The 20,820-nt window shown below is 52.9% G+C and carries 15 protein-coding genes; 11 read left to right on the forward strand and 4 right to left on the reverse strand.

What is annotated here, in order from left to right; all coding sequences use genetic code 11:
• Positions 1–109 precede the first annotated feature (109 nt).
• The 3 genes from yddG (at position 110) to AL479_RS21165 (ending at position 3,142) form a co-directional block, all read left to right on the forward strand.
• Positions 110–991 (forward strand): aromatic amino acid efflux DMT transporter YddG, encoded by an 882-nt coding sequence (gene yddG / locus AL479_RS21155; protein WP_061077529.1) that lies wholly within the window; start codon positions 110–112, stop codon positions 989–991.
• A gap of 547 nt (positions 992–1,538) precedes the next feature.
• Positions 1,539–2,615, forward strand: a complete 1,077-nt coding sequence (gene ompC / locus AL479_RS21160; RefSeq protein ID WP_042319003.1) for a porin OmpC — start codon at positions 1,539–1,541, stop codon at positions 2,613–2,615.
• Positions 2,616–2,821: 206 nt separating this feature from the next.
• Entirely contained in the window at positions 2,822–3,142 is a 321-nt protein-coding gene (locus AL479_RS21165; protein WP_233623225.1) for a GFA family protein, read from the forward strand.
• 1 nt (position 3,143) lies between these two features.
• On the opposite strand, the gene AL479_RS21170 is transcribed toward AL479_RS21165, so the two are convergent.
• Positions 3,144–4,631, reverse strand: coding sequence for an MFS transporter (locus AL479_RS21170; RefSeq protein WP_061077531.1), 1,488 nt, complete (start codon positions 4,629–4,631; stop codon positions 3,144–3,146).
• Between the two features lie 200 nt (positions 4,632–4,831).
• Between AL479_RS21170 and AL479_RS21175 the strand changes: the two genes are divergently transcribed.
• The 8 genes from AL479_RS21175 to AL479_RS21215 all read left to right on the forward strand — a co-directional run bounded on the left by AL479_RS21175 (position 4,832) and on the right by AL479_RS21215 (position 18,154).
• A complete protein-coding gene (locus AL479_RS21175) occupies positions 4,832–5,410 on the forward strand; it encodes a TetR family transcriptional regulator (protein WP_061077532.1) in 579 nt (192 codons plus the stop codon).
• Between the two features lie 215 nt (positions 5,411–5,625).
• On the forward strand, positions 5,626–7,014 hold the full coding sequence (locus AL479_RS21180; protein WP_061077533.1) for a NarK family nitrate/nitrite MFS transporter: 1,389 nt from the start codon (positions 5,626–5,628) through the stop codon (positions 7,012–7,014).
• 148 nt (positions 7,015–7,162) lie between these two features.
• Complete coding sequence (locus AL479_RS21185; protein ID WP_061077534.1) at positions 7,163–10,903, forward strand: nitrate reductase subunit alpha; 3,741 nt, start codon at positions 7,163–7,165, stop codon at positions 10,901–10,903.
• Entirely contained in the window at positions 10,900–12,444 is a 1,545-nt protein-coding gene (gene narH / locus AL479_RS21190) for a nitrate reductase subunit beta (RefSeq protein WP_061077535.1), read from the forward strand. The genes AL479_RS21185 and narH overlap by 4 nt, the downstream gene beginning before the upstream one ends.
• The gene (narW, locus tag AL479_RS21195; RefSeq protein WP_061077536.1) at positions 12,444–13,139 is read left to right on the forward strand and encodes a nitrate reductase molybdenum cofactor assembly chaperone; all 696 of its coding nucleotides are present in this window, start codon (positions 12,444–12,446) and stop codon (positions 13,137–13,139) included. The genes narH and narW overlap by 1 nt, the downstream gene beginning before the upstream one ends.
• The gene (gene narI, locus AL479_RS21200) at positions 13,136–13,816 is read left to right on the forward strand and encodes a respiratory nitrate reductase subunit gamma (RefSeq protein ID WP_061077537.1); all 681 of its coding nucleotides are present in this window, start codon (positions 13,136–13,138) and stop codon (positions 13,814–13,816) included. The genes narW and narI overlap by 4 nt, the downstream gene beginning before the upstream one ends.
• Positions 13,817–14,207: 391 nt before the next feature.
• A complete protein-coding gene (locus AL479_RS21210; protein ID WP_081093751.1) occupies positions 14,208–17,135 on the forward strand; it encodes an autotransporter outer membrane beta-barrel domain-containing protein in 2,928 nt (975 codons plus the stop codon).
• A gap of 125 nt (positions 17,136–17,260) precedes the next feature.
• Positions 17,261–18,154, forward strand: coding sequence for a PhzF family isomerase (locus AL479_RS21215; RefSeq protein ID WP_061077540.1), 894 nt, complete (start codon positions 17,261–17,263; stop codon positions 18,152–18,154).
• Between the two features lie 206 nt (positions 18,155–18,360).
• Here AL479_RS21215 and AL479_RS21220 read toward each other — a convergent pair whose 3' ends face one another.
• From AL479_RS21220 to nhoA, 3 genes are all read right to left on the reverse strand, one after another.
• A complete protein-coding gene (locus AL479_RS21220) occupies positions 18,361–19,113 on the reverse strand; it encodes a hypothetical protein (RefSeq protein ID WP_061077541.1) in 753 nt (250 codons plus the stop codon).
• Entirely contained in the window at positions 19,098–19,490 is a 393-nt protein-coding gene (locus AL479_RS21225) for a hypothetical protein (protein ID WP_061077542.1), read from the reverse strand. Before AL479_RS21225 ends, AL479_RS21220 begins: the two co-directional genes overlap by 16 nt.
• A 383-nt stretch (positions 19,491–19,873) precedes the next feature.
• On the reverse strand, positions 19,874–20,719 hold the full coding sequence (gene nhoA, locus AL479_RS21230) for an N-hydroxyarylamine O-acetyltransferase (RefSeq protein ID WP_061077543.1): 846 nt from the start codon (positions 20,717–20,719) through the stop codon (positions 19,874–19,876).
• Positions 20,720–20,820: the final 101 nt, after the last annotated feature.

Consider the following 20,820-nt stretch of genomic DNA (forward strand, 5'->3'; position numbering starts at 1 on the left):
TATACCACTAAGGTGGTAAGCCCTCTCAGTATTCGCCTGGATAATTTCGCTAAAAAAGTGCTATATATTTCAACTTCTTTTTAGATAGGCATGGGAAACGGCAAACAGAATGACGAAACAAAAAGCAACGCTGATTGGACTTATTGCGATTGTGCTGTGGAGCACAATGGTAGGTCTGATTCGCGGCGTCAGTGAAGGACTTGGGCCAGTCGGCGGTGCGGCGGCAATCTATTCATTAAGTGGACTGCTGCTGATATTTACCGTGGGGTTTCCCAATATCCGTCGTTTTCCTGTTGGTTATTTAATCGCCGGTAGCGTGCTGTTTGTCAGTTATGAAATATGTCTGGCGTTATCGTTGGGCTATGCCGCCACACGTCATCAGGCGATTGAGGTCGGTATGGTCAATTATTTATGGCCAAGTCTGACTATTTTATTCGCGATTCTGTTTAATGGTCAAAAAACCACCTGGATAATCGTTCCTGGACTACTGCTCGCGATAACCGGTATTTGTTGGGTGCTGGGTGGCGAAAACGGCCTGAATCCTGGGGAAATTATCAGCAATATCACCAGCAGTCCATTGAGCTATTTTCTCGCCTTTCTCGGGGCTTTTATCTGGGCGACCTACTGTACCGTAACCAATAAATATGCGCGTGGATTTAATGGCATCACGGTTTTCGTTTTACTGACCGCACTCAGTTTGTGGGTTCACTATTTTTTGACGCCACAACCTGAAATGGAGTTCAGTACGCCGGTCATCATTAAACTGGTCTCTGCCGCCCTGACGCTGGGTTTTGCCTATGCGGCCTGGAACGTGGGAATTTTGCACGGCAACGTCACCATCATGGCGGTAGGCTCGTATTTCACACCGGTGCTGTCATCTGCGCTGGCAGCCGTGCTGCTGAGCGCCCCGCTATCGTTCTCTTTCTGGCAGGGTGCCATTATGGTTTGCATCGGTTCTCTGCTGTGCTGGTGGGCCACACGCCGCGCGTAACGCTCTCCCGGGTCGGTACGCTTTCTGGCCCGGACTTTGCTTTCGCGCGACAAATCGTCACCAGCCCATTCTTAGGATATTCATCTTTTGTTAGAAAATTCTTATTTGATTTTTTCTGACCACTCAACCATACCTTTATTAATCTTCAGAATCGGTTTTATTTATTTCATCTCTAATAAGAGCATTAAGTCTTTAAACTTATGTTAAATTTATGATAACAAGACGCTAATAAATCAGAGGTTTACATTGTTTAACAATTATTAACCTGTATATAGTACACACTGATAACTAACTCAGCTAATAACCAATAAGCCGTATATAATTCCCTGCGAAAATATTGCATAAAAGGTTATTTCTAAGAATTTCCGCGTCTCAGATTTACCTTAAGGCGATCTGGATCACACAAATAGAAATAATCTGCAATTACATGAAACTTATTATTGAATTGATACTGCTGCGTAATTTAAAAATAGTTTGCCATTGAGGAAAAGCTTCGATCGACAATGGTTCAGGAATCACACCAAGAAAATTATAAGGATTGTTAACAATGAAACTTAAATTAGTTGCAGTGGCAGTGACTAGCCTGTTGGCAGCAGGCGTCGTGAATGCGGCAGAAGTGTATAACAAAGACGGCAACAAACTGGATCTGTACGGTAAAGTTACCGCTCTGCACTACTTCTCCGACAATGACGGCGATGATGGCGACAAAACTTATGCACGTCTGGGTTTCAAAGGCGAAACGCAGATTAATGACCAACTGACCGGTTTCGGCCAGTGGGAATATGAATTCAAAGGCAACAACGCTGAATCAGATGGCGCCAAAGGCAACAAAACTCGTCTGGCATTTGCTGGTCTGAAATTTGCTGAATTCGGTTCTTTCGATTATGGCCGTAACTACGGCGTTGCTTACGATGTTGGCGCATGGACCGACGTTCTGCCTGAGTTCGGTGGTGACACCTGGACCCAGACTGACAACTTCATGACTGCTCGTACAACTGGCGTTGCGACCTACCGTAACACCGACTTCTTCGGTCTGGTTGAAGGCTGGAACTTTGCTCTGCAGTATCAGGGTAAAAACGATCGCGGCGACGAAGTTAAAGCGAACGGTGATGGCTTCGGTCTGTCTACCAGCTATGAGTACGAAGGTTTTGCAGCAAGCGCCGCTTATGCGAAATCTGACCGTACTGACGACCAGGTTGCCTACGGTAACAACAGTCTGAATGCTTCCGGCGACAACGCTGAAGTGTGGGCTGCTGGTCTGAAATATGATGCGAACAACATCTATCTGGCAACCACCTACTCTGAAACTCGCAACATGACTCCGTTCGGTGATGATCATATCGCGAACAAAACTCAGAACTTTGAAGTTGTTGCTCAGTACCAGTTCGACTTCGGTCTGCGTCCGTCCCTGGCTTACCTGAAATCCAAAGCTAAAGACCTGGGTGCATGGGGCGATCAGGATGTGGTTGAGTACATTGATGTTGGCGCAACCTACTACTTCAACAAAAATATGTCTACCTATGTTGATTACAAAATCAACCTGATCGACGAAAGCAACTTTACTCGTGCTGCTGGTGTAGGCACTGACGACATCGTTGCCGTTGGCCTGACCTATCAGTTCTAATTTTTTAGAATTGAGCTGTACAAAAGCCAGCCCACGATGGGCTGGTTTTTTTTCCCCGACGTTGAACCGGTCATAAGGAGAATGCCGTGCAAACCTACACAGGACGTTGCCTCTGCGGGCAGAGCCATTTTACCGTCGATGTCGAATCCCTCGACGTCTATGCCTGTCATTGTACGATATGCCAGAAATGGTCCGGTGGTATCGCCATGTATCTGGAAGCCTGTGGGCAACCGATGATAGATCCCGAAGCATCCGACCCGGCACATTTTGCGTCGTCACCACGCGGCGAACGGTATTTTTGCTCCGGCTGTGGATGTCCGCTGTGGATCAAGTTGACCGATACTGAGCGCTACTTCATTCCCTGGACGTTGCTCGAATTCAACGAGGTCGATCGCCGTCGTCTGATCCTCGCCGCTGAGATTTATACCGAAACGCAACCCGCGTTCTGGCGGCTCACGGGTCAGTACGCGCGTCTGAGCGGGAAGGAAGTTGAAGAACTGGATAACCGCTGCCAGTTCACCCACTGAGTTATTCGCGTGTGGCCTTCGCCAGACTAAACCACATGCCCACAGCCAGCAGAATCAGCATGCTTCCGGCACTGCTTAATGCCACGCTATGCGACCAGGTAAAAGCCTGCTTCGCGGCCAGCAGGACAGGATCCGCCAATGTCGCAGGAAGTGTCTGCGCCAGTTGTACCGCTTCTCCCATCGAGGACGACGCGCGCGCTACCTCCCCGGCGTTCAGACCGTCAGGCAGCGTAATCGACGCAGAGAAGCTGCGGCTGAGCAACAGACCAAAGATAGCAATCCCCAGTCCCGCCCCCAGCTCATAGGCCATCGTTTCGATCGCCCCGGCCGCTGCCGCTTTCTCGGCGGGTGCCGCCGCCATAATTGCCGCCGTTGAGGCCAGCAGTGCGCTGGAAGCACTGAATCCCAGTAGCGCCATTAATATCCAGGCCTGGATTTGCTGAGTACTGAAATCCGTTGCCGCCAGACCATAGAAACTCAGCGCGCATAGCGCCATTCCGCCAGTGGCCACTTTCCGCAGCCCCAGTCGTGATACCAGCATCCCGGCAATCGGACCGCTAAATCCGCTGGCCAGCATCACTGGCAGCATAAACAATCCTGCCTGATATGGCGTTAAGCCATGAACAAACTGCAGCTCCTGCGCCATTAACAGCTCAAAACCGACCAGCGTAATCATCGCCGTCATCGCCATCACCACGCCGCTTAAGATAATGCGATGGGTGAACAGGCGCATATCAATCATGGGACGACTCGCCGCCAGTTGAATGCGGACAAACTGCGCCAACAACAGTGCGCCGCTCACCAGCGCCAGCGCGATAACGCCGGTGGCGATGTGCCCTTTCAGTGCCGTTTTCGCGCTGTAAACCAGCAGCAGAATCGCGACAATCAGCATAATGGCATGTCCCAGATTGAGCGGCTGATCGCGGCGTCCGGCCTGACGCGGAACATAGCGCGCGGTGAGCGCCACCACGACAAGAACAATCGGCACATTAATTAAGAACACCGAGCCCCAGTAGAAGTGCTCAAGCAGCATGCCGCCCACCAGTGGACCAAATGCCGCCCCGCCTGAACCCACCGCAGCCCAGACGCCAAGCGCCATGTTGCGGTGGCGTGCTTGCGAGAAGGTGGCGCGGATCCCGGCCAGCGTCGCCGGCACGATCATCGCCGCGCCAATCGCCAGAATGGCCCGAGTGGCGATCAGCCAACTGGCGGTGTGGGCAAAGGCCGCAGCCAGTGAGGCGAGACCGAACAGCGCCCCGCCGAGAATCAGCAGGCGTTTAAAACCGATGCGATCGCCGAGCGCCCCCATCGGCAGTACCATCCCTGCCATCACCAGCGAGTAAATATCAATGATCCACAACAGTTCGTTGCCACTGGCACCCAGCGTCATACTCAGCGTGGGTGCGGCAACGTGCAGCACCGTTGCATCAATCGCAACAGGAATGTAGACCAGCACAATAATCACTAACGTTAACCACTGACGAAACATAAAACTCCCTACAAAAACAAACTGGACACATGTCCAGCTTTGCCGATCCTACGGAAAATTGAACGTATGTCCAACTTTTTGTTCAGCTACGTGATTATCAACAATGAGCGTGATTGAATTTGGGAAGGTCTGCTCCGCCCGTAATTGAACATCTGTCCAGCTTATTGATACACTGCCTCTCCGGGATGAATGGAGGTGGTATGAGCTATCTGAATAAAGATGAACGCCGCGAAGTGATTTTGCAGGCAGCCATGCGCGTGGCGCTTGAAGATGGCTTTTCGGCCATGACCGTCCGGCGGATTGCCACAGAAGCAAAAGTGGCAACCGGACAAGTCCACCACCATTTCACCTCTTCCGGAGAACTGAAATCGCAGGCTTTTGTTCGTCTGATTCGCACCCTGCTGGATGCAGAGCTGGTCGCGGAAGATGCCAGCTGGCGCACACGTTTGCACGCCACGCTGGGCAGTGATGACCGCGGATTCGAGCCCTATATCAAGCTCTGGCGCGAAGCACAGATCCTTGCGGATAAAGACCCGGAAATCAAAAGCGCCTATCTCCTCACCATGCGCATGTGGCATGAAGAGACGGTCGCCATTATCGAAAACGGGCTCGCTGCCGGTGAGTTTACTACCGCCTCCGCAGCTGCAGACATTGCCTGGCGTCTGATCGCGCTGGTGTGCGGCCTTGATGGCATGTACGTTCTCGGCATTCAGGAGATGGCCGATCCGGCGTTTGATCGCCATCTGGATCATATGATTACGCTGGAGCTTTTTTCCTGAACGAATGAATGTTAAGCGCTTGCACTTTTTTATTTACATTTGGTAACACTTAAGCAACCTGTTATTCCCCCTTCACTCCGCGTGGTTGCGCATTCTTATCTATCCTTTCATCAATATTCCTAAAAGCATCAATAAATTCTAAAAAGGGCTTATAGCGCCCTTTGTGCAGACTATTTCTTATTTTTCATGAACGACATGTGCATGTGAGGGGTAATATGGCACGACAAAATGAGAAAAATAATCGTTATCTTTTAAGTGACTGGAAGCCGGAAAATCCCGCATTTTGGGAGAATAAAGGAAAACACATAGCACGAAGAAACCTTTGTATATCAGTCGCTTGCCTATTGCTTGCCTTCTGTGTCTGGATGTTGTTCAGCGCCGTCGCCGTTAATCTCAATAAAATCGGTTTTAATTTCACTACCGATCAACTCTTTTTATTAACCGCATTACCTTCACTTTCTGGTGCAATATTACGCGTTCCCTACTCCTTTATGGTACCCCTATTTGGCGGACGTCGCTGGACGGTTTTTAGTACCGCAATCCTGATTATTCCTTGCGTCTGGCTCGGCTTTGCGGTGCAAAATACCACCACTCCTTTCGAGGTATTTATCGTCATCGCGCTGCTGTGCGGTTTTGCTGGCGCAAACTTTGCGTCCAGCATGGGTAACATCAGCTTCTTTTTCCCAAAAGCGAAGCAAGGCAGCGCGCTGGGGGTGAACGGAGGGCTGGGTAATCTGGGCGTCAGCGTGATGCAACTCGTCGCGCCGCTGGTGATCTTTCTGCCGATCTTCGCCTTCCTCGGCGTTCAGGGCATACCGCAACCCGATGGGTCACTGCTCTCACTGGCAAACGCCGCCTGGATCTGGGTGCCACTGCTGGCGATTGCCACGATTGCCGCCTGGCTGGGCACTAATGACATCGCCAGCTCTAAAGCCTCTATCGCCTCTCAGTTACCGGTGCTCAAGCGCTTACACCTCTGGCTGTTGAGCCTGCTCTATCTGGCCACATTCGGATCGTTTATCGGCTTTTCCGCGGGCTTTGCCATGCTGGCGAAGACGCAGTTCCCCGACGTGAATATCCTCAATCTGGCGTTTTTTGGCCCGTTTATCGGCGCGCTGGCGCGTTCTGCGGGCGGCGTCATCTCCGATAAGTTCGGCGGCGTCCGGGTGACGCTGATTAACTTCATTTTTATGGCCCTGTTCTCGGCCCTGCTGTTCCTGACCCTGCCCGGCTCGGGTTCCGGCAGCTTTATCGCCTTCTATCTGGTCTTTATGGGGCTGTTCCTGACCGCCGGTCTGGGCAGCGGCTCTACCTTCCAGATGATCGCCGTCATCTTCCGCCAGCTCACCATGTACAAGGTGAAACTGCGTGGTGGAAGCGACGAACAGGCCCAGCGTGAAGCGGTGACCGACACCGCCGCCGCGCTGGGCTTTATTTCCGCTATTGGCGCCGTCGGCGGTTTTTTCATTCCTAAAGCCTTCGGCAGTTCGCTGGCGATGACCGGTTCTCCCGTCGGCGCCATGAAAATCTTTCTGGTGTTTTACATCGTCTGCGTGCTGGTGACCTGGCTGGTCTATGGCCGCCGTAAACCGAAGCAAAAATAACAACATATTCACCGATGTTTTGTAGGCCGGGTAAGGCGCTTGCGCCTCTATCCGGCAAGAGTTTACGCCTGATGGCGACGCCGAGGCGTCTTATCAGACCTACAGGACTTATCCGGCCTACAAGACCCTATGGAGCAGGAGAAATGTCATGAGTAAACTGTTGGATCGCTTCCGTTACTTTAAACAAAAGGGTGACACCTTTGCTGACGGTCACGGCCAGGTGATGCATACCAACCGGGACTGGGAAGACAGCTACCGTCAGCGCTGGCAGTTTGACAAGATTGTCCGTTCCACCCACGGGGTGAACTGTACCGGCTCCTGTAGCTGGAAAATCTACGTCAAAAATGGTCTGGTGACCTGGGAAACCCAGCAGACCGATTATCCGCGGACACGTCCGGATCTGCCTAACCATGAACCGCGCGGCTGCCCGCGTGGCGCCAGCTACTCCTGGTATCTGTACAGCGCCAACCGCCTGAAATACCCGCTGGTACGTAAGCGTCTGATCGAACTGTGGCGCGACGCGCTGTCCATCCATGCCGATCCGGTGCTGGCGTGGGAGTCGATCATGAACGACCCGCTAAAGTGCCAGAGCTACAAACAGGTACGTGGGCACGGTGGATTCATCCGCTCCAACTGGAAAGAGCTTAACCAGTTAATCGCCGCCGCCAACGTCTGGACAGTGAAAACCTATGGGCCGGACCGCGTTGCCGGCTTCTCGCCGATCCCGGCAATGTCGATGGTCTCCTATGCCGCAGGTACCCGTTATCTTTCCCTGCTCGGCGGTACCTGTCTGAGTTTTTACGACTGGTACTGCGACTTACCGCCCGCGTCACCGATGACCTGGGGCGAACAGACTGATGTGCCGGAATCGGCCGACTGGTACAACTCCAGCTATATCATCGCCTGGGGCTCCAACGTGCCGCAAACGCGGACGCCGGATGCGCACTTCTTTACCGAAGTCCGTTACAAAGGCACCAAAACGGTCGCCATTACCCCTGACTTCTCTGAAGTCGCCAAGCTAAGCGATCAGTGGCTGGCGCCAAAACAAGGCACCGACAGCGCGCTGGCGATGGCAATGGGCCATGTGATCTTAAAAGAGTTCCACCTCGACAATCCCAGCGACTACTTCCTTAACTATTGCCGTCGCTATACCGATATGCCGATGCTGGTATTGCTGGATGCCCGCGAGGACGGCAGCTATGTGCCAGGACGAATGATGCGTGCCTCGGATCTGGTTGATGGTCTGGGTGAAAGTAACAATCCGGAGTGGAAAACCGTCGCCTGCAACAGCGCCGGTGAACTGGTGGTGCCTAACGGCTCGATCGGTTTCCGCTGGGGCGAAAAAGGCAAATGGAACCTTGAGTCGCTGGCGGCGGAAACGGAAACCGAGCTGACGCTGTCATTGCTCGGTCAACACGATGAGGTGCTGGGCGTCGCCTTCCCCTATTTTGGCGGCAACGAAAACCCGCATTTTCGCAGCGTGAAGCAGGAGCCGGTGCTGGTGCGCCAACTGCCGGTGAAGCAACTGACGCTTGCCGATGGCAGCCGTTGTCCGGTGGTCAGCGTCTACGATCTGGTGCTGGCAAACTACGGCCTCGATCGCGGTCTGGATGACGCGTACGGTGCGAAGGACTATTCCGAGGTCAAAGCCTACACCCCGGCTTGGGCGGAACAGATCACCGGCGTGCCGCGTTTCCAGATTGAAACCATCGCCCGTGAGTTCGCCGATACCGCGCATAAAACTCACGGACGTTCGATGATTATCCTTGGTGCCGGTGTCAACCACTGGTATCACATGGATATGAATTACCGGGGAATGATCAACATCCTCGTGTTCTGCGGCTGTGTCGGACAGAGCGGCGGCGGCTGGGCGCACTATGTCGGCCAGGAAAAACTGCGTCCGCAAACCGGCTGGCTGCCGCTGGCTTTTGCGCTGGACTGGAACCGTCCGCCACGCCAGATGAACAGCACCTCGTTTTTCTACAATCACGCCAGCCAGTGGCGTTATGAAAAACTAACCGCCCAGGAACTGCTCTCGCCGCTAGCGGATGCTTCGAAATTCACCGGCCATCTGATCGATTTCAACGTGCGTGCCGAGCGCATGGGCTGGCTGCCTTCTGCGCCGCAGCTCAACCTCAACCCGCTGACGGTGAAAGCCAGCGCCGAAAAGGCCGGATTATCGCCTGCGGAGTACACCATTCAGGCGTTGAAATCCGGCGATATTCGTTTTGCCTGCGAACAGCCCGACAGCGGTAAGAACCATCCGCGTAACCTGTTTGTCTGGCGCTCTAACCTCCTTGGTTCTTCCGGTAAAGGCCATGAGTACATGCTCAAATATTTACTGGGAACAGAGAGCGGCATTCAGGGGGAAGCGCTGGGTTCCAGTGAAGGCATTAAACCGGAAGAGGTGGAATGGCAGTCAGCGGCGATCGAAGGCAAGCTCGACCTGCTGGTGACGCTCGACTTCCGTATGTCGAGTACCTGTCTGTTCTCCGACATTGTTCTTCCCACTGCCACCTGGTATGAAAAAGACGACATGAATACTTCGGATATGCATCCGTTTATTCACCCGCTGTCTGCGGCGGTGGATCCGGCGTGGGAATCAAAAAGCGACTGGGAAATCTACAAAGGCATCGCCAGGGTGTTCTCTGAGGTCTGTGTCGGCCATCTGGGACAAGAAACCGACGTGGTGCTGCAACCGCTGCAGCACGATTCACCGGCAGAACTTTCGCAGCCGTTCGACATTCAGGACTGGCGTAAAGGGGAATGCGATTTAATCCCCGGTAAAACCGCGCCGAACATCGCCGTGGTGGAACGCGATTATCCCGCGACGTACGAGCGTTTTACCTCGCTCGGACCGTTGATGGACAAGTTGGGTAACGGCGGTAAAGGGATCTCGTGGAACACCCAGACGGAGGTCGATTTCCTCGGCAAGCTCAACTACACCAAGCGCGAAGGCCCGGCGAAAGGCCGTCCGCTGATTGAAACTGCACTGGACGCGTCGGAAGTGATCCTCGCCCTCGCCCCGGAAACCAACGGTCAGGTCGCCGTGAAAGCGTGGGAAGCGCTCGGCGCGATGACTGGTCGTGAACATACGCATCTGGCGCTCAACAAAGAAGACGAGAAGATTCGCTTCCGCGATATCCAGGCGCAGCCGCGCAAAATCATCTCCAGCCCGACCTGGTCCGGTCTGGAAAGCGAGCATGTCTCCTATAACGCGGGCTATACCAACGTCCATGAGCTGATCCCGTGGCGCACGCTCTCTGGTCGTCAACAGCTGTATCAGGACCATCAATGGATGCGGGCGTTCGGCGAAAGCCTCGTGGCTTATCGTCCGCCGATTGATACCCGTAGCGTCAGCGAAATGCGGGAAATTCCGCCTAACGGTTTCCCGGAAAAAGCACTGAACTTCCTGACGCCGCACCAGAAATGGGGCATTCACTCCACCTACAGCGAAAACCTGCTGATGCTCACGCTGTCGCGCGGCGGGCCGATTGTCTGGATCAGTGAAACGGATGCCAAAGAGCTGGGCATTGAGGATAACGACTGGATCGAAGCCTTCAACGCCAACGGCGCCCTCACCGCCCGTGCGGTGGTGAGTCAACGCGTGCCGCCCGGCATGACGATGATGTACCACGCGCAGGAACGCATCATGAATATCCCCGGTTCGGAAGTCACCGGGATGCGCGGCGGGATCCACAACTCCGTCACCCGCGTGTGCCCGAAACCGACCCACATGATTGGCGGCTATGCGCAGCTTGCTTACGGCTTTAACTATTACGGTACCGTCGGCTCCAACCGCGACGAGTTCATCATGATTAGAAAAATGAAAAACATTGACTGGCTGGATGATGAAGGTCGGGATCAGGTACAGGAGGCGAAAAAATGAAGATACGCTCACAGGTTGGCATGGTACTGAACCTCGATAAATGCATTGGCTGCCACACCTGCTCCGTCACCTGTAAAAACGTCTGGACCGGACGTGAAGGGATGGAGTACGCGTGGTTTAACAACGTCGAGACGAAACCCGGCATCGGTTATCCAAAAAACTGGGAAGACCAGGAGGAATGGCAAGGCGGCTGGGTTCGTGACGTTAACGGTAAAATCCGACCGCGTCTGGGCGGCAAAATGGGTGTTATCACCAAAATCTTCGCTAACCCGGTCATTCCGCAAATCGATGATTACTACGAGCCGTTCACCTACGACTATCAGCATCTGCACAGCGCGCCAGAAGGCAAACATCAACCTACCGCCCGTCCCCGTTCGCTGATTGACGGCAAGCGGATGGATAAAATCATCTGGGGGCCGAACTGGGAAGAGCTGCTTGGCGGCGAATTCGAAAAGCGCGCGCGAGACCGTAACTTCGACAAGATCCAGAAGGAGATGTACGGCCAGTTTGAAAACACCTTCATGATGTATCTGCCGCGCCTGTGCGAACACTGCCTGAACCCAAGCTGTGTCGCCACCTGCCCGAGCGGCGCCATCTATAAGCGTGAAGAAGACGGCATTGTGCTGATCGATCAGGATAAATGCCGCGGCTGGCGTCTGTGCATCAGCGGCTGTCCGTACAAAAAAATCTACTTCAACTGGAAAAGCGGCAAATCCGAAAAATGCATTTTCTGTTATCCGCGTATTGAATCTGGTCAGCCGACCGTCTGTTCCGAAACCTGCGTCGGGCGCATCCGCTATCTCGGCGTGCTGCTCTACGATGCGGACCGTATTGAAGAAGCGGCCAGCACCGAGCATGAAACCGATCTGTATGAGCGTCAGTGCGACGTGTTTCTGAATCCGCATGACCCGGCGGTGATTGAAGAAGCGCTGAAACAGGGCATTCCACAGAACGTGATCGACGCGGCGCAGCGTTCGCCGGTCTACAAAATGGCGATGGACTGGAAGCTGGCGCTGCCGCTGCATCCGGAATACCGCACTCTGCCTATGGTCTGGTATGTACCGCCGCTGTCGCCGATTCAGTCTTACGCCGATGCGGGCGGACTGCCGAAAAGCGACGGCGTGCTGCCGGCAATCGAAAGCCTGCGTATCCCGGTGCAGTACCTCGCCAATATGCTGAGCGCTGGCGACACCGGCCCGGTGCTGCGCGCGCTGAAACGCATGATGGCGATGCGTCATTATATGCGCTCGCAGACCGTGGAAGGCGTCACCGATACCCGCGCGGTTGACGAAGTCGGGCTGACCGTAGAACAGATTGAAGAGATGTATCGCTACCTGGCGATTGCCAACTACGAAGACCGTTTTGTCATTCCGACCAGCCACCGCGAAATGGCGCGTGACGCCTTCCCTGAGCGCAACGGTTGCGGCTTCTCTTTCGGCGACGGGTGCCACGGTTCCGATACCAAATTCAACCTGTTCAACAGTAGCCGCATTGACGCTATCAACATCACCGAAGTACGTGATAAGGCGGAGGGGGAATAATGCAAATCCTCAAGGTGATTGGCCTGCTGATGGAGTATCCGGATGAGCTGCTGTGGGAGTGTAAAGATGACGCGCTGGCGCTGGTGAGACACGAGGCACCGATGCTCAACGACTTCACCGACGCCCTGCTCAGCGCGCCGTTGCTCGATAAACAGGCCGAATGGTGCGAAGTGTTTGACCGTGGGCGCGCCACCTCGCTGCTGCTGTTCGAGCACGTGCATGCGGAATCGCGCGATCGCGGCCAGGCGATGGTCGATTTGCTGGCGCAGTACGAGAAGGTCGGGCTACAGCTTGATTGTCGCGAACTGCCGGACCATCTGCCGCTGTATCTGGAATACCTGAGCGTACTGCCGGAAGCGGAAGCGCGCGAAGGTTTGCAGAACGTTGCGCCGATTCTGGCCCTGCTGGGCGGACGCTTAAAGCAGCGCGACACGCCGTGGTATCAACTGTTCGATGCCCTGCTTTTCCTGGCGGGCAGTCCGCTGTCGAGTGACAGCGTCACAAAACAGGTAGACACCGAGGCCCGTGACGATACCCGCCAGGCGCTGGATGCCGTCTGGGAAGAGGAACAGGTGAAATTTATCGAAGATAACGCCACGGCCTGTGACAGTTCGCCGTTACAGCAATATCAACGACGCTTTAGCCAGGACGTGGCGCCGCAGTACGTCGACGTCAGCGCGGGAGGCCCGAAATGATACAGTTCCTGAACGTCTTTTTTTACGACATCTACCCCTATCTCTGCGGGACGGTGTTTATCCTTGGCAGTTGGCTGCGCTATGACTACGGGCAGTACACCTGGCGGGCGTCCTCCAGTCAGATGCTGGACAAGCGCGGGATGGTTCTGTGGTCGAATCTGTTCCACATCGGCATTCTGGGGATCTTCTTTGGTCACCTGTTCGGGATGTTAACCCCACACTGGATGTACGCCTGGTTCCTGCCGGTTGCGGTGAAACAACAGATGGCAATGATTGCCGGCGGGATCTGCGGCGTACTGACGCTGGTCGGCGGTGCGGGATTGCTGGTGCGTCGTCTGACTAACTCTCGCGTCCGGGCCACCTCATCCACGGCAGATATCCTGATTCTCTGCATTCTGCTGATTCAGTGCATTCTGGGCTTAAGCACAATACCCTTCTCCGCACAGCACCCGGACGGCAGTGAAATGCTGAAACTGGTGGAATGGGCACAGTCGGTTGTCACCTTCCGTGGCGGCGCCTCAGCCCACCTCGACGGCGTGGCGTTTATCTTCCGCGTGCATCTGGTGCTGGGAATGACCATCTTCCTGATCTTCCCGTTCACCCGTCTGGTTCACGTCTGGAGCGCGCCATTTGAGTACTTCAGTCGTCGCTACCAGATCGTTCGTTCTCGTCGCTAGCCTCCTTGCCCGGTCGCGGAAAACGCACCGGGCCATTTCTTAAATCCCTGGAATTTCTGTTTAAGACAGTGATCTTTACCACCTGATTCAGAGCAATCTTCCAGACATAATCTTAAATCCCATACATTAATCCAGTGATTTTCATCTTCGTAGACAGGTTTCTTATCACGCTGAATTAAAACCATTTCATTTGTCATCACATCACGGCAATAAGAAAATTGTCAGGAAATTTTATTTATTCATTTGTTTTTAATTGCGTCAATTATCGACCCTGTCGAATCCTCCCTGTCATTATTCACTTTGCAATAAATAAAATGGAAATGAAGTTATTAAGAAAGAAACCTGGATGGGTTTCTTTGCTAATAGTCACTTAAGGATATGGATGTATTTGATGAATATTCGACCAACATCACCCGGATTAAAACCCAAAAAAATCGCAATGGCGTTAAGTATTTTGTTAGCGACAACGCCACTTTCAGCCTTTGCCGCCCCGACTGCATATAAAATCGACGGTAATACCCCCTCAAGCGAGCGTACGGTAAACATCAAAGCCGGCGATGAGGTTTCAAGAATCGATATCAACGTTGCCGACGGTCTCGTCAATTTTGCTGACAACATCACGATGAACAGTGCTGGCGTCATTAACACAATTGGCTCACCTATCATCCAGTTCGCTTATCTGACCGCAGGTGAGTTGAACCTCGGTAACCACTTTACCCTCAATTTCAGTCCCGCCACCGGTGATAACGTTCAGTCCACAAACGGCATTGCGCTTTACGGCACAGGTAAGTTAAATGTTGAGAATTTTACATTTAATAATACTAACGACTTTTATGAAGCTGATGCCTTATATGTCGGCGAGAATGCGCAAGCCAATCTGAAAGGTTTAACGACTATTCGTGGGGGCGGTATCAGTGCGGGATCTAACGGTACGTTAAACGCTGACGATATCGATATCGCCTTTTCTCGCCCGGGTATGAGTACTAACGACTCAACTGATACCGGTATGGCATTGTGGGGTGGAAAAGTAAAAATCTCGGGTGACGCTACCATTAATATCGTCTCCCCCACCTTTTACCTGGAAGGGATTCGGACGTATACCGATCTCGAAATTGCCGGTCACACGGATATTCAACTGACCAGCAATTCAACCGACCCCTATGCGGATGTCACCGCTATTCTCATTTTTGATCCCATAAGCAGTTCTGGTCTAACAGGAAAGCGCATCTTTAATGATGTAAACATCAAGACGTCGAGCACCACTGTCGATGGTTATTCTGATGGCGTCTTATACCTGGGTGGCCGGGGTGATACCGAACTCACCATTAACAGAATTAATATCGATGCGTCGGGTAACGATATCGTCCGCGGTATCTATTTATGGGACGATAATCAAACGGGTAAGGCAAAGGTTCGGATTGGCGATGCGACCATTAAATTATCAGGCAATGATAAGGCGACGTTGTGGGGTTTCTTCAGTGCGAACGTCACGAATGGTGACAATCCTGTCGACTGGGACGCTGATACCATTGTAGGTAATATCAACATTACCTCCGAAGGCGGTAATAATGCCTACATGTTATATCAGGCCGATGCTCTCTTTACCGGCGATGTCATTTTAGGTGATATGAATGCCTATGAGTCGGTTGCCGGAACGCTCTACTCCATCTATGGTCGCTGGGGTTCAACGGATATTACCAACAACAACAAACTGGTTGCCTACGGGAAAATGTTGGTTAAGGGCAATCACGCCATCAATATTGTTTCCGGCGACAACTCCTATATTTACGGTGATACGGCTATTACAGAGCAAGGTACCATCAACCTGGCGCTGAACGGCAGCAACAGCCGCTGGGATATGGTTGGCGATTCCACCCTGACAACATTGACGTTGAAAGATTCAACGTTGAACTTCTTGCCGGGCGACGTACAGCCTCGCAAGTTGACTCGTGGCGCGGCGACGTTCAAAACTCTGACGGTGAACGGCGATTACCATGGTGACAACGGTAATCTCGTGATGAACACACAACTGGGCGACGACAACTCCCCGACCGATCGCCTGATCGTCAACGGTAATACCTCCGGTACGACCAATGTGAAGGTCGTTAACGCAGGTGGCGCGGGTAACTACACCGTCAACGGTATTGAACTGATCAGCGTGGCAGGCACGTCCGACGGCGAGTTCAAACAGGATGGTCGTATCGTGGCCGGTGCCTACGACTACACCCTGCAACGCGGTGACGGTCAGAATGCGAAAAACTGGTATCTGAGTAATGAATTGCCTGGTGCTGTACCTGCTAAGCCGGATCCCAATGATCCCTCCGACCCGGTACTCCCGCGTGAACACGCAGTGCGTCCGGAAGCAGGCCTGTATGGCATGAACCTGCAGGCGGCGAACACGCTGTTCAATACCCGTTTGCAGGATCGTCTCGGTGAAACGCACTACGTTGACGCGCTGACCGGCGAAGACGCCGTCACCAGTATGTGGCTGCGTAATGTGGGCGGTCATACCCGTCAGAAAGACAGCAGCGGTCAACTGGATATGCAGGCCAACCGCTATGTCATGCAGCTCGGTGGCGATCTCGCGCAGTGGTTTTCGGACAACGCCGACCGCTATCATCTGGGTCTGATGGCCGGTTATGCCAACCAGAAAGCGCGCGCCGAAAACCAGCGTAACGGTAACCGTGCCGACAGCCGCGTCAGCGGTTACAGCGTCGGCCTGTACGGCACCTGGCTGCAGGACAACGCTACGCACGAAGGCGCGTATGTCGATACCTGGGCGCAGTACAGCTGGTTTGATAACACGGTGTCCGGGCGTGGCGTCGAATCTGAAGAGTATGATTCTAAAGGCTTCACCGCGTCTGTTGAATCCGGCTACACCTGGAAACTGGCCGAACTCAGTGAGCGCAACGCGCTGTACATCCAGCCCAAAGCCCAGGTTACCTGGATGGGCGTGAAGGCCGATGAGCACAAAGAAGTTAACGGTACCCGCGTGGAAGGCAACGGTGACGGCAACATCCAGACCCGTGTTGGTGTGCGTCTGTTCGGCAAGGGCCACAACAAACTGGATGACGGCAAAGGCCGCACCTTCCAGCCGTTTGTGGAAGCCAACTGGATCCACAACACCAAAGATTTTGGCGTCGCAATGAACGGTGAAAACGTGAATCTGAAGGGCACCCGCAATATTGGCGAACTGAAAGCCGGTGTTGAAGGTCAGTTGACGAAGAACGTTGCCCTGTGGGGTAACATCGGTCAGCAGATCGGTGATAAAGGTTACAGCGATACCTCCGCGATGGTAGGTATTAAGGCCTCATTCTGATGCTAAAACACCCGGCTCGCGTAGATGCCTGCCGGGTTTTATCCTTTCACGCGCCGGACAGACAGATGCATCGCTATCCGGCCTTTTCCACGTTATGATACTTCTCTCACTCAGGGAGAACGCTAATGAAACCACAGGTTTACCACGTTGATGCTTTTACCAGAACCCCCTTTCGCGGCAACTCTGCAGGTGTCGTTCTGAATGCTGATGGCCTCAGCGAAACACAGATGCAGCTAATTGCCCGCGAATTACGTCACTCCGAAACCGCATTCCTGCTGCAAAGCGATGACAGCGATGTCCGTATTCGCTACTTTACGCCGACGGTAGAAGTGCCAATCTGCGGGCACGCTACCGTTGCGGCGCATTATGTTCGCGCCACGGTGCTGGGACTGGGCAATACCACCGTCTGGCAAACCTCGCTGGCGGGTCGTCACCGGGTCGAGATCCATCATGATGGTGACGATTATCGTATCTCGCTGGAACAAGGCACGCCCAGCTTTGAAGCGCCGCTCGAAGGTGACATCCGTGCAGCTATTCTTCGTGCGCTGTACCTGAACGAAAGCGATATGTTACCGGGCTTGCCGATTCAGGTGGCGTCGACCGGGCATTCTAAAGTGATGATTCCGCTTAAGTCTGTAGTCGATATCGATGCCCTTGCTCCCGATCTTGATGCCCTTTGCACCATCAGCAAACAGATTGGCTGCAATGGCTTTTTCCCATTCCAGATCCGTCCGGGCAAAAATGAAACTGATGGGCGCATGTTCTCACCGGCAATTGGTATTGTGGAAGATCCGGTGACCGGCAATGCCAACGGCCCGATGGGTGCCTGGCTGGTGCATCACGGTTTACTGGAACACGACGGGAAATTGCTGCAGGTGAAAGGACATCAGGGACGGGCATTAGGTCGCGATGGCACCGTTGAAATTGACGTGACGATTCAGGATAACCAGCCGGAAAAAGTCACCATCACGGGTAACGCGGTCATTTTGTTTCACGCGCAATGGGCGATAGATTTTTAATAGCGCTTACGACCATGTGACAGCATGATGCAGGAGTACGGGTGGTCAGTAGCGGAACGTATCGCGGTAATCAAACCGCTTTCTCGAACCGCTCTGTCTCATCCTGCAGCGAGAATAAACGATATTCACGGCCAGCCACTAAATTTATCTGATGAGAGGTAAAACGTGATGATGATGGGCATGGGCGGCGTGGAACCGCCTATGGTTTACTCAATCTTTAGCCCGACAGGTATGCGAGAACAACGGGAGATGACAAGTACAATGAATTTCTGCACCGTTATCTGTATGCGATTAGGGTTCCACGTGCTCAACTCCATATCGAGAAGTTTACCTCTGTTCCATGGAATTAAGCCTGTATTCTTTCCTACGCCAAATTCACCCAGCACATCCTCAAACTTCGCGGTTTTAGCGTTATAAATTCGAACATCTCCCGTGCGCATTAACGGACCGGCCCAAATTTTTGCACCGGGAATAGTCTGCGTATCGTCGCAAACTAAATGTGTGTACCAGTGAAGCAGAAACAGATATGTGCGATAGCATAACCCTCTCTGACGGATGGCTTTTACCGTCTCAACGCCCGCGACCTGATAGCTGTTAACCTCATCCCCATTCTCTTCAATGAAGCTGTATTCTCGCAGAGCAATTCGTCCTGCTACTGTATTTTTGCTTTCATCAATGATTTCTGATGTAAGAAGCTCTTTGATAATATCCTCTTCAGAGATCTCGTTATCAGCTCTATCCAGCACGAACTCCATCAATTGCTCTTGATCAAATGCGCCAACCTTTTCGATAAGTGTATATAAAACAATATCGTCTTCAGGGTTGACAATGGTGATCTCGGAGATTTTGAAGAGAGAGGCTTCGTTTATCAAAAAACCATAATGAGAAACACGAGTTTCCCCAGAATGAGGAAACTCGCTAAGATCTTTTGAGTAAGCGCTATTTAATGTAGGAGCCATTGGGTAGCAGATTTATCAGCCTTTACATGACTGTCAATGCTACCATGACCTAATACGAAGCGACGAATGGAATGTTCAATCACCTCGGAAAACTCTTTTAAATGACGCAAGAATTCCGGGTACTGCTTATCAGGTTTTACGACAAAACGTACACGACCATTCAGGAAGATTGCTTCCGCTAACGGTTTTACGCTGGCACGAGCCATCTCAACATCGTCCTTAAAGGTAACGATGAAGCGAGTGTCTTTAAGTTCAACCGCATCATTGTTGAGTTTACGGACTTCAATCTTGTGCTTAGCAAGCACGTGAGTCTCAATAATGCTCGTACAATCACGGATTGTCTGTATAGAACGCGATGTGCTCGGTGCGTTGTGCATGTTTCCACCTTAGCCGTTAACAAGTTTATGTCATTGCGGCGACCCCATCGGGGTTTAGAGGCTACGAAAACGCTTCGCTGCCTGGTTAATAACGGGTAAGAATCTCTTGACGCCCGTTCATTAAATCTACATTAGCCACCAGCTAATTGCAACCAATTCACTCCCCAAACACCGCTAACTACGGGCGTTTACGCGTTTTCATCATCTTTTTTGCGGTTCCAATGGCACAAACGTTCCCTACCCTATTGTGTAAGAATTTAACGTTCAGTCTCCTCTGTCATTAAATCCTCATTGCTCACATAGATAGGCAGCCAAAGAACCCACCGGGAATGGAATTGCGCCAGTATTATGCCCGGCAAGAGCCTGCGCCTGCCGGGTTTTGATTATTTTCCCGCATCCGGATGCGTATCAAACGCCGCCATCACCCTGGCAAGTTCAGTTTCCGTAAAACCATGCTTCGCGTCTGTCACCCCCAGACCAAAACGTTCCTGTAGCAACGCATACAATGAGGTGACATCCGGTAAATTGCGCTGTTCTACCACCCTGTCACCTTCGTAATGCGTGAAGTGGAAGTTGGTGAGGGTCAGTTTCCCCCCGTCCGGCAAATGAAGGCACATCAGCAGATGATGACGAAAATGCGATTGCGGCCAGTGCGCGGACCAGAAGTTGCCCATCACGTAGTCACTTTGCTGCTGCACCACCCGATCAAAACGGTACATGGATTGCCAGCGATCGTGATGACAGAACTGCAGGATCCAGTCGTCCCCCTCCTGCTGCAAACGGTATTCGGCGTGTGGCGTCTTCTGGATAATGTCCGCTTGCAGACGAATGGGGGCAGTCAGCGTCTGACCGCCAAATCCCACATCGGCGATCCACAATTCGTCGTCCAGTTCGACCAGCAGCAGACGGTGAGTTCGCGGTGGCAGGTTCGGAGGGTTGGCCAGCACCACGCGCCCCAACAGACTGCGCACAGTAAACCCCAGTTCGCGCAGGACGCGCTCAAACACGCCATTTTGCTCAAAACAGTAGCCGCCGCGACGTGCGGTAATGAGTTTCTCTTCCAGCGACCTGTCATCAAGGTGCATTTCTCGCGGTAACAGCACGTCGAGATTCTCAAACGGGATAGTACAGTTATGCTGCAAATGTAGCGCCCGAAGCGTCTCAATATTGACGTCGGCACGCCCTGACCAGTTCAGTCGAGCAAAATAAGCATTCAGGATAGGCGTCATCAGATTTCCTGTCGTGGGCCTTAAATCGTTATCCGAGTATAAACGATGTACCAAAGAGTGAGGCGGGTGTTATGAGACGCTTGGCGCTACGTCAGTTTTCA

Origin of the sequence: Citrobacter amalonaticus (assembly GCF_001559075.2) — a bacterium.
Lineage (GTDB): Bacteria > Pseudomonadota > Gammaproteobacteria > Enterobacterales > Enterobacteriaceae > Citrobacter_A > Citrobacter_A amalonaticus_F.

What these genes read in the sequence shown, in the direction of transcription:
- yddG (WP_061077529.1), top strand. Translation starts at nt 110, where the DNA reads ATGACGAAACAAAAAGCAACGCTGATTGGACTTATTGCGATTGTGCTG.
- ompC (WP_042319003.1), top strand. Translation starts at nt 1,539, where the DNA reads ATGAAACTTAAATTAGTTGCAGTGGCAGTGACTAGCCTGTTGGCAGCA.
- AL479_RS21165 (WP_233623225.1), top strand. Translation starts at nt 2,822, where the DNA reads ATGTATCTGGAAGCCTGTGGGCAACCGATGATAGATCCCGAAGCATCC.
- AL479_RS21170 (WP_061077531.1), bottom strand. Translation starts at nt 4,631, where the DNA reads ATGTTTCGTCAGTGGTTAACGTTAGTGATTATTGTGCTGGTCTACATT.
- AL479_RS21175 (WP_061077532.1), top strand. Translation starts at nt 4,832, where the DNA reads ATGAGCTATCTGAATAAAGATGAACGCCGCGAAGTGATTTTGCAGGCA.
- AL479_RS21180 (WP_061077533.1), top strand. Translation starts at nt 5,626, where the DNA reads ATGGCACGACAAAATGAGAAAAATAATCGTTATCTTTTAAGTGACTGG.
- AL479_RS21185 (WP_061077534.1), top strand. Translation starts at nt 7,163, where the DNA reads ATGAGTAAACTGTTGGATCGCTTCCGTTACTTTAAACAAAAGGGTGAC.
- narH (WP_061077535.1), top strand. Translation starts at nt 10,900, where the DNA reads ATGAAGATACGCTCACAGGTTGGCATGGTACTGAACCTCGATAAATGC.
- narW (WP_061077536.1), top strand. Translation starts at nt 12,444, where the DNA reads ATGCAAATCCTCAAGGTGATTGGCCTGCTGATGGAGTATCCGGATGAG.
- narI (WP_061077537.1), top strand. Translation starts at nt 13,136, where the DNA reads ATGATACAGTTCCTGAACGTCTTTTTTTACGACATCTACCCCTATCTC.
- AL479_RS21210 (WP_081093751.1), top strand. Translation starts at nt 14,208, where the DNA reads ATGAATATTCGACCAACATCACCCGGATTAAAACCCAAAAAAATCGCA.
- AL479_RS21215 (WP_061077540.1), top strand. Translation starts at nt 17,261, where the DNA reads ATGAAACCACAGGTTTACCACGTTGATGCTTTTACCAGAACCCCCTTT.
- AL479_RS21220 (WP_061077541.1), bottom strand. Translation starts at nt 19,113, where the DNA reads ATGGCTCCTACATTAAATAGCGCTTACTCAAAAGATCTTAGCGAGTTT.
- AL479_RS21225 (WP_061077542.1), bottom strand. Translation starts at nt 19,490, where the DNA reads ATGCACAACGCACCGAGCACATCGCGTTCTATACAGACAATCCGTGAT.
- nhoA (WP_061077543.1), bottom strand. Translation starts at nt 20,719, where the DNA reads ATGACGCCTATCCTGAATGCTTATTTTGCTCGACTGAACTGGTCAGGG.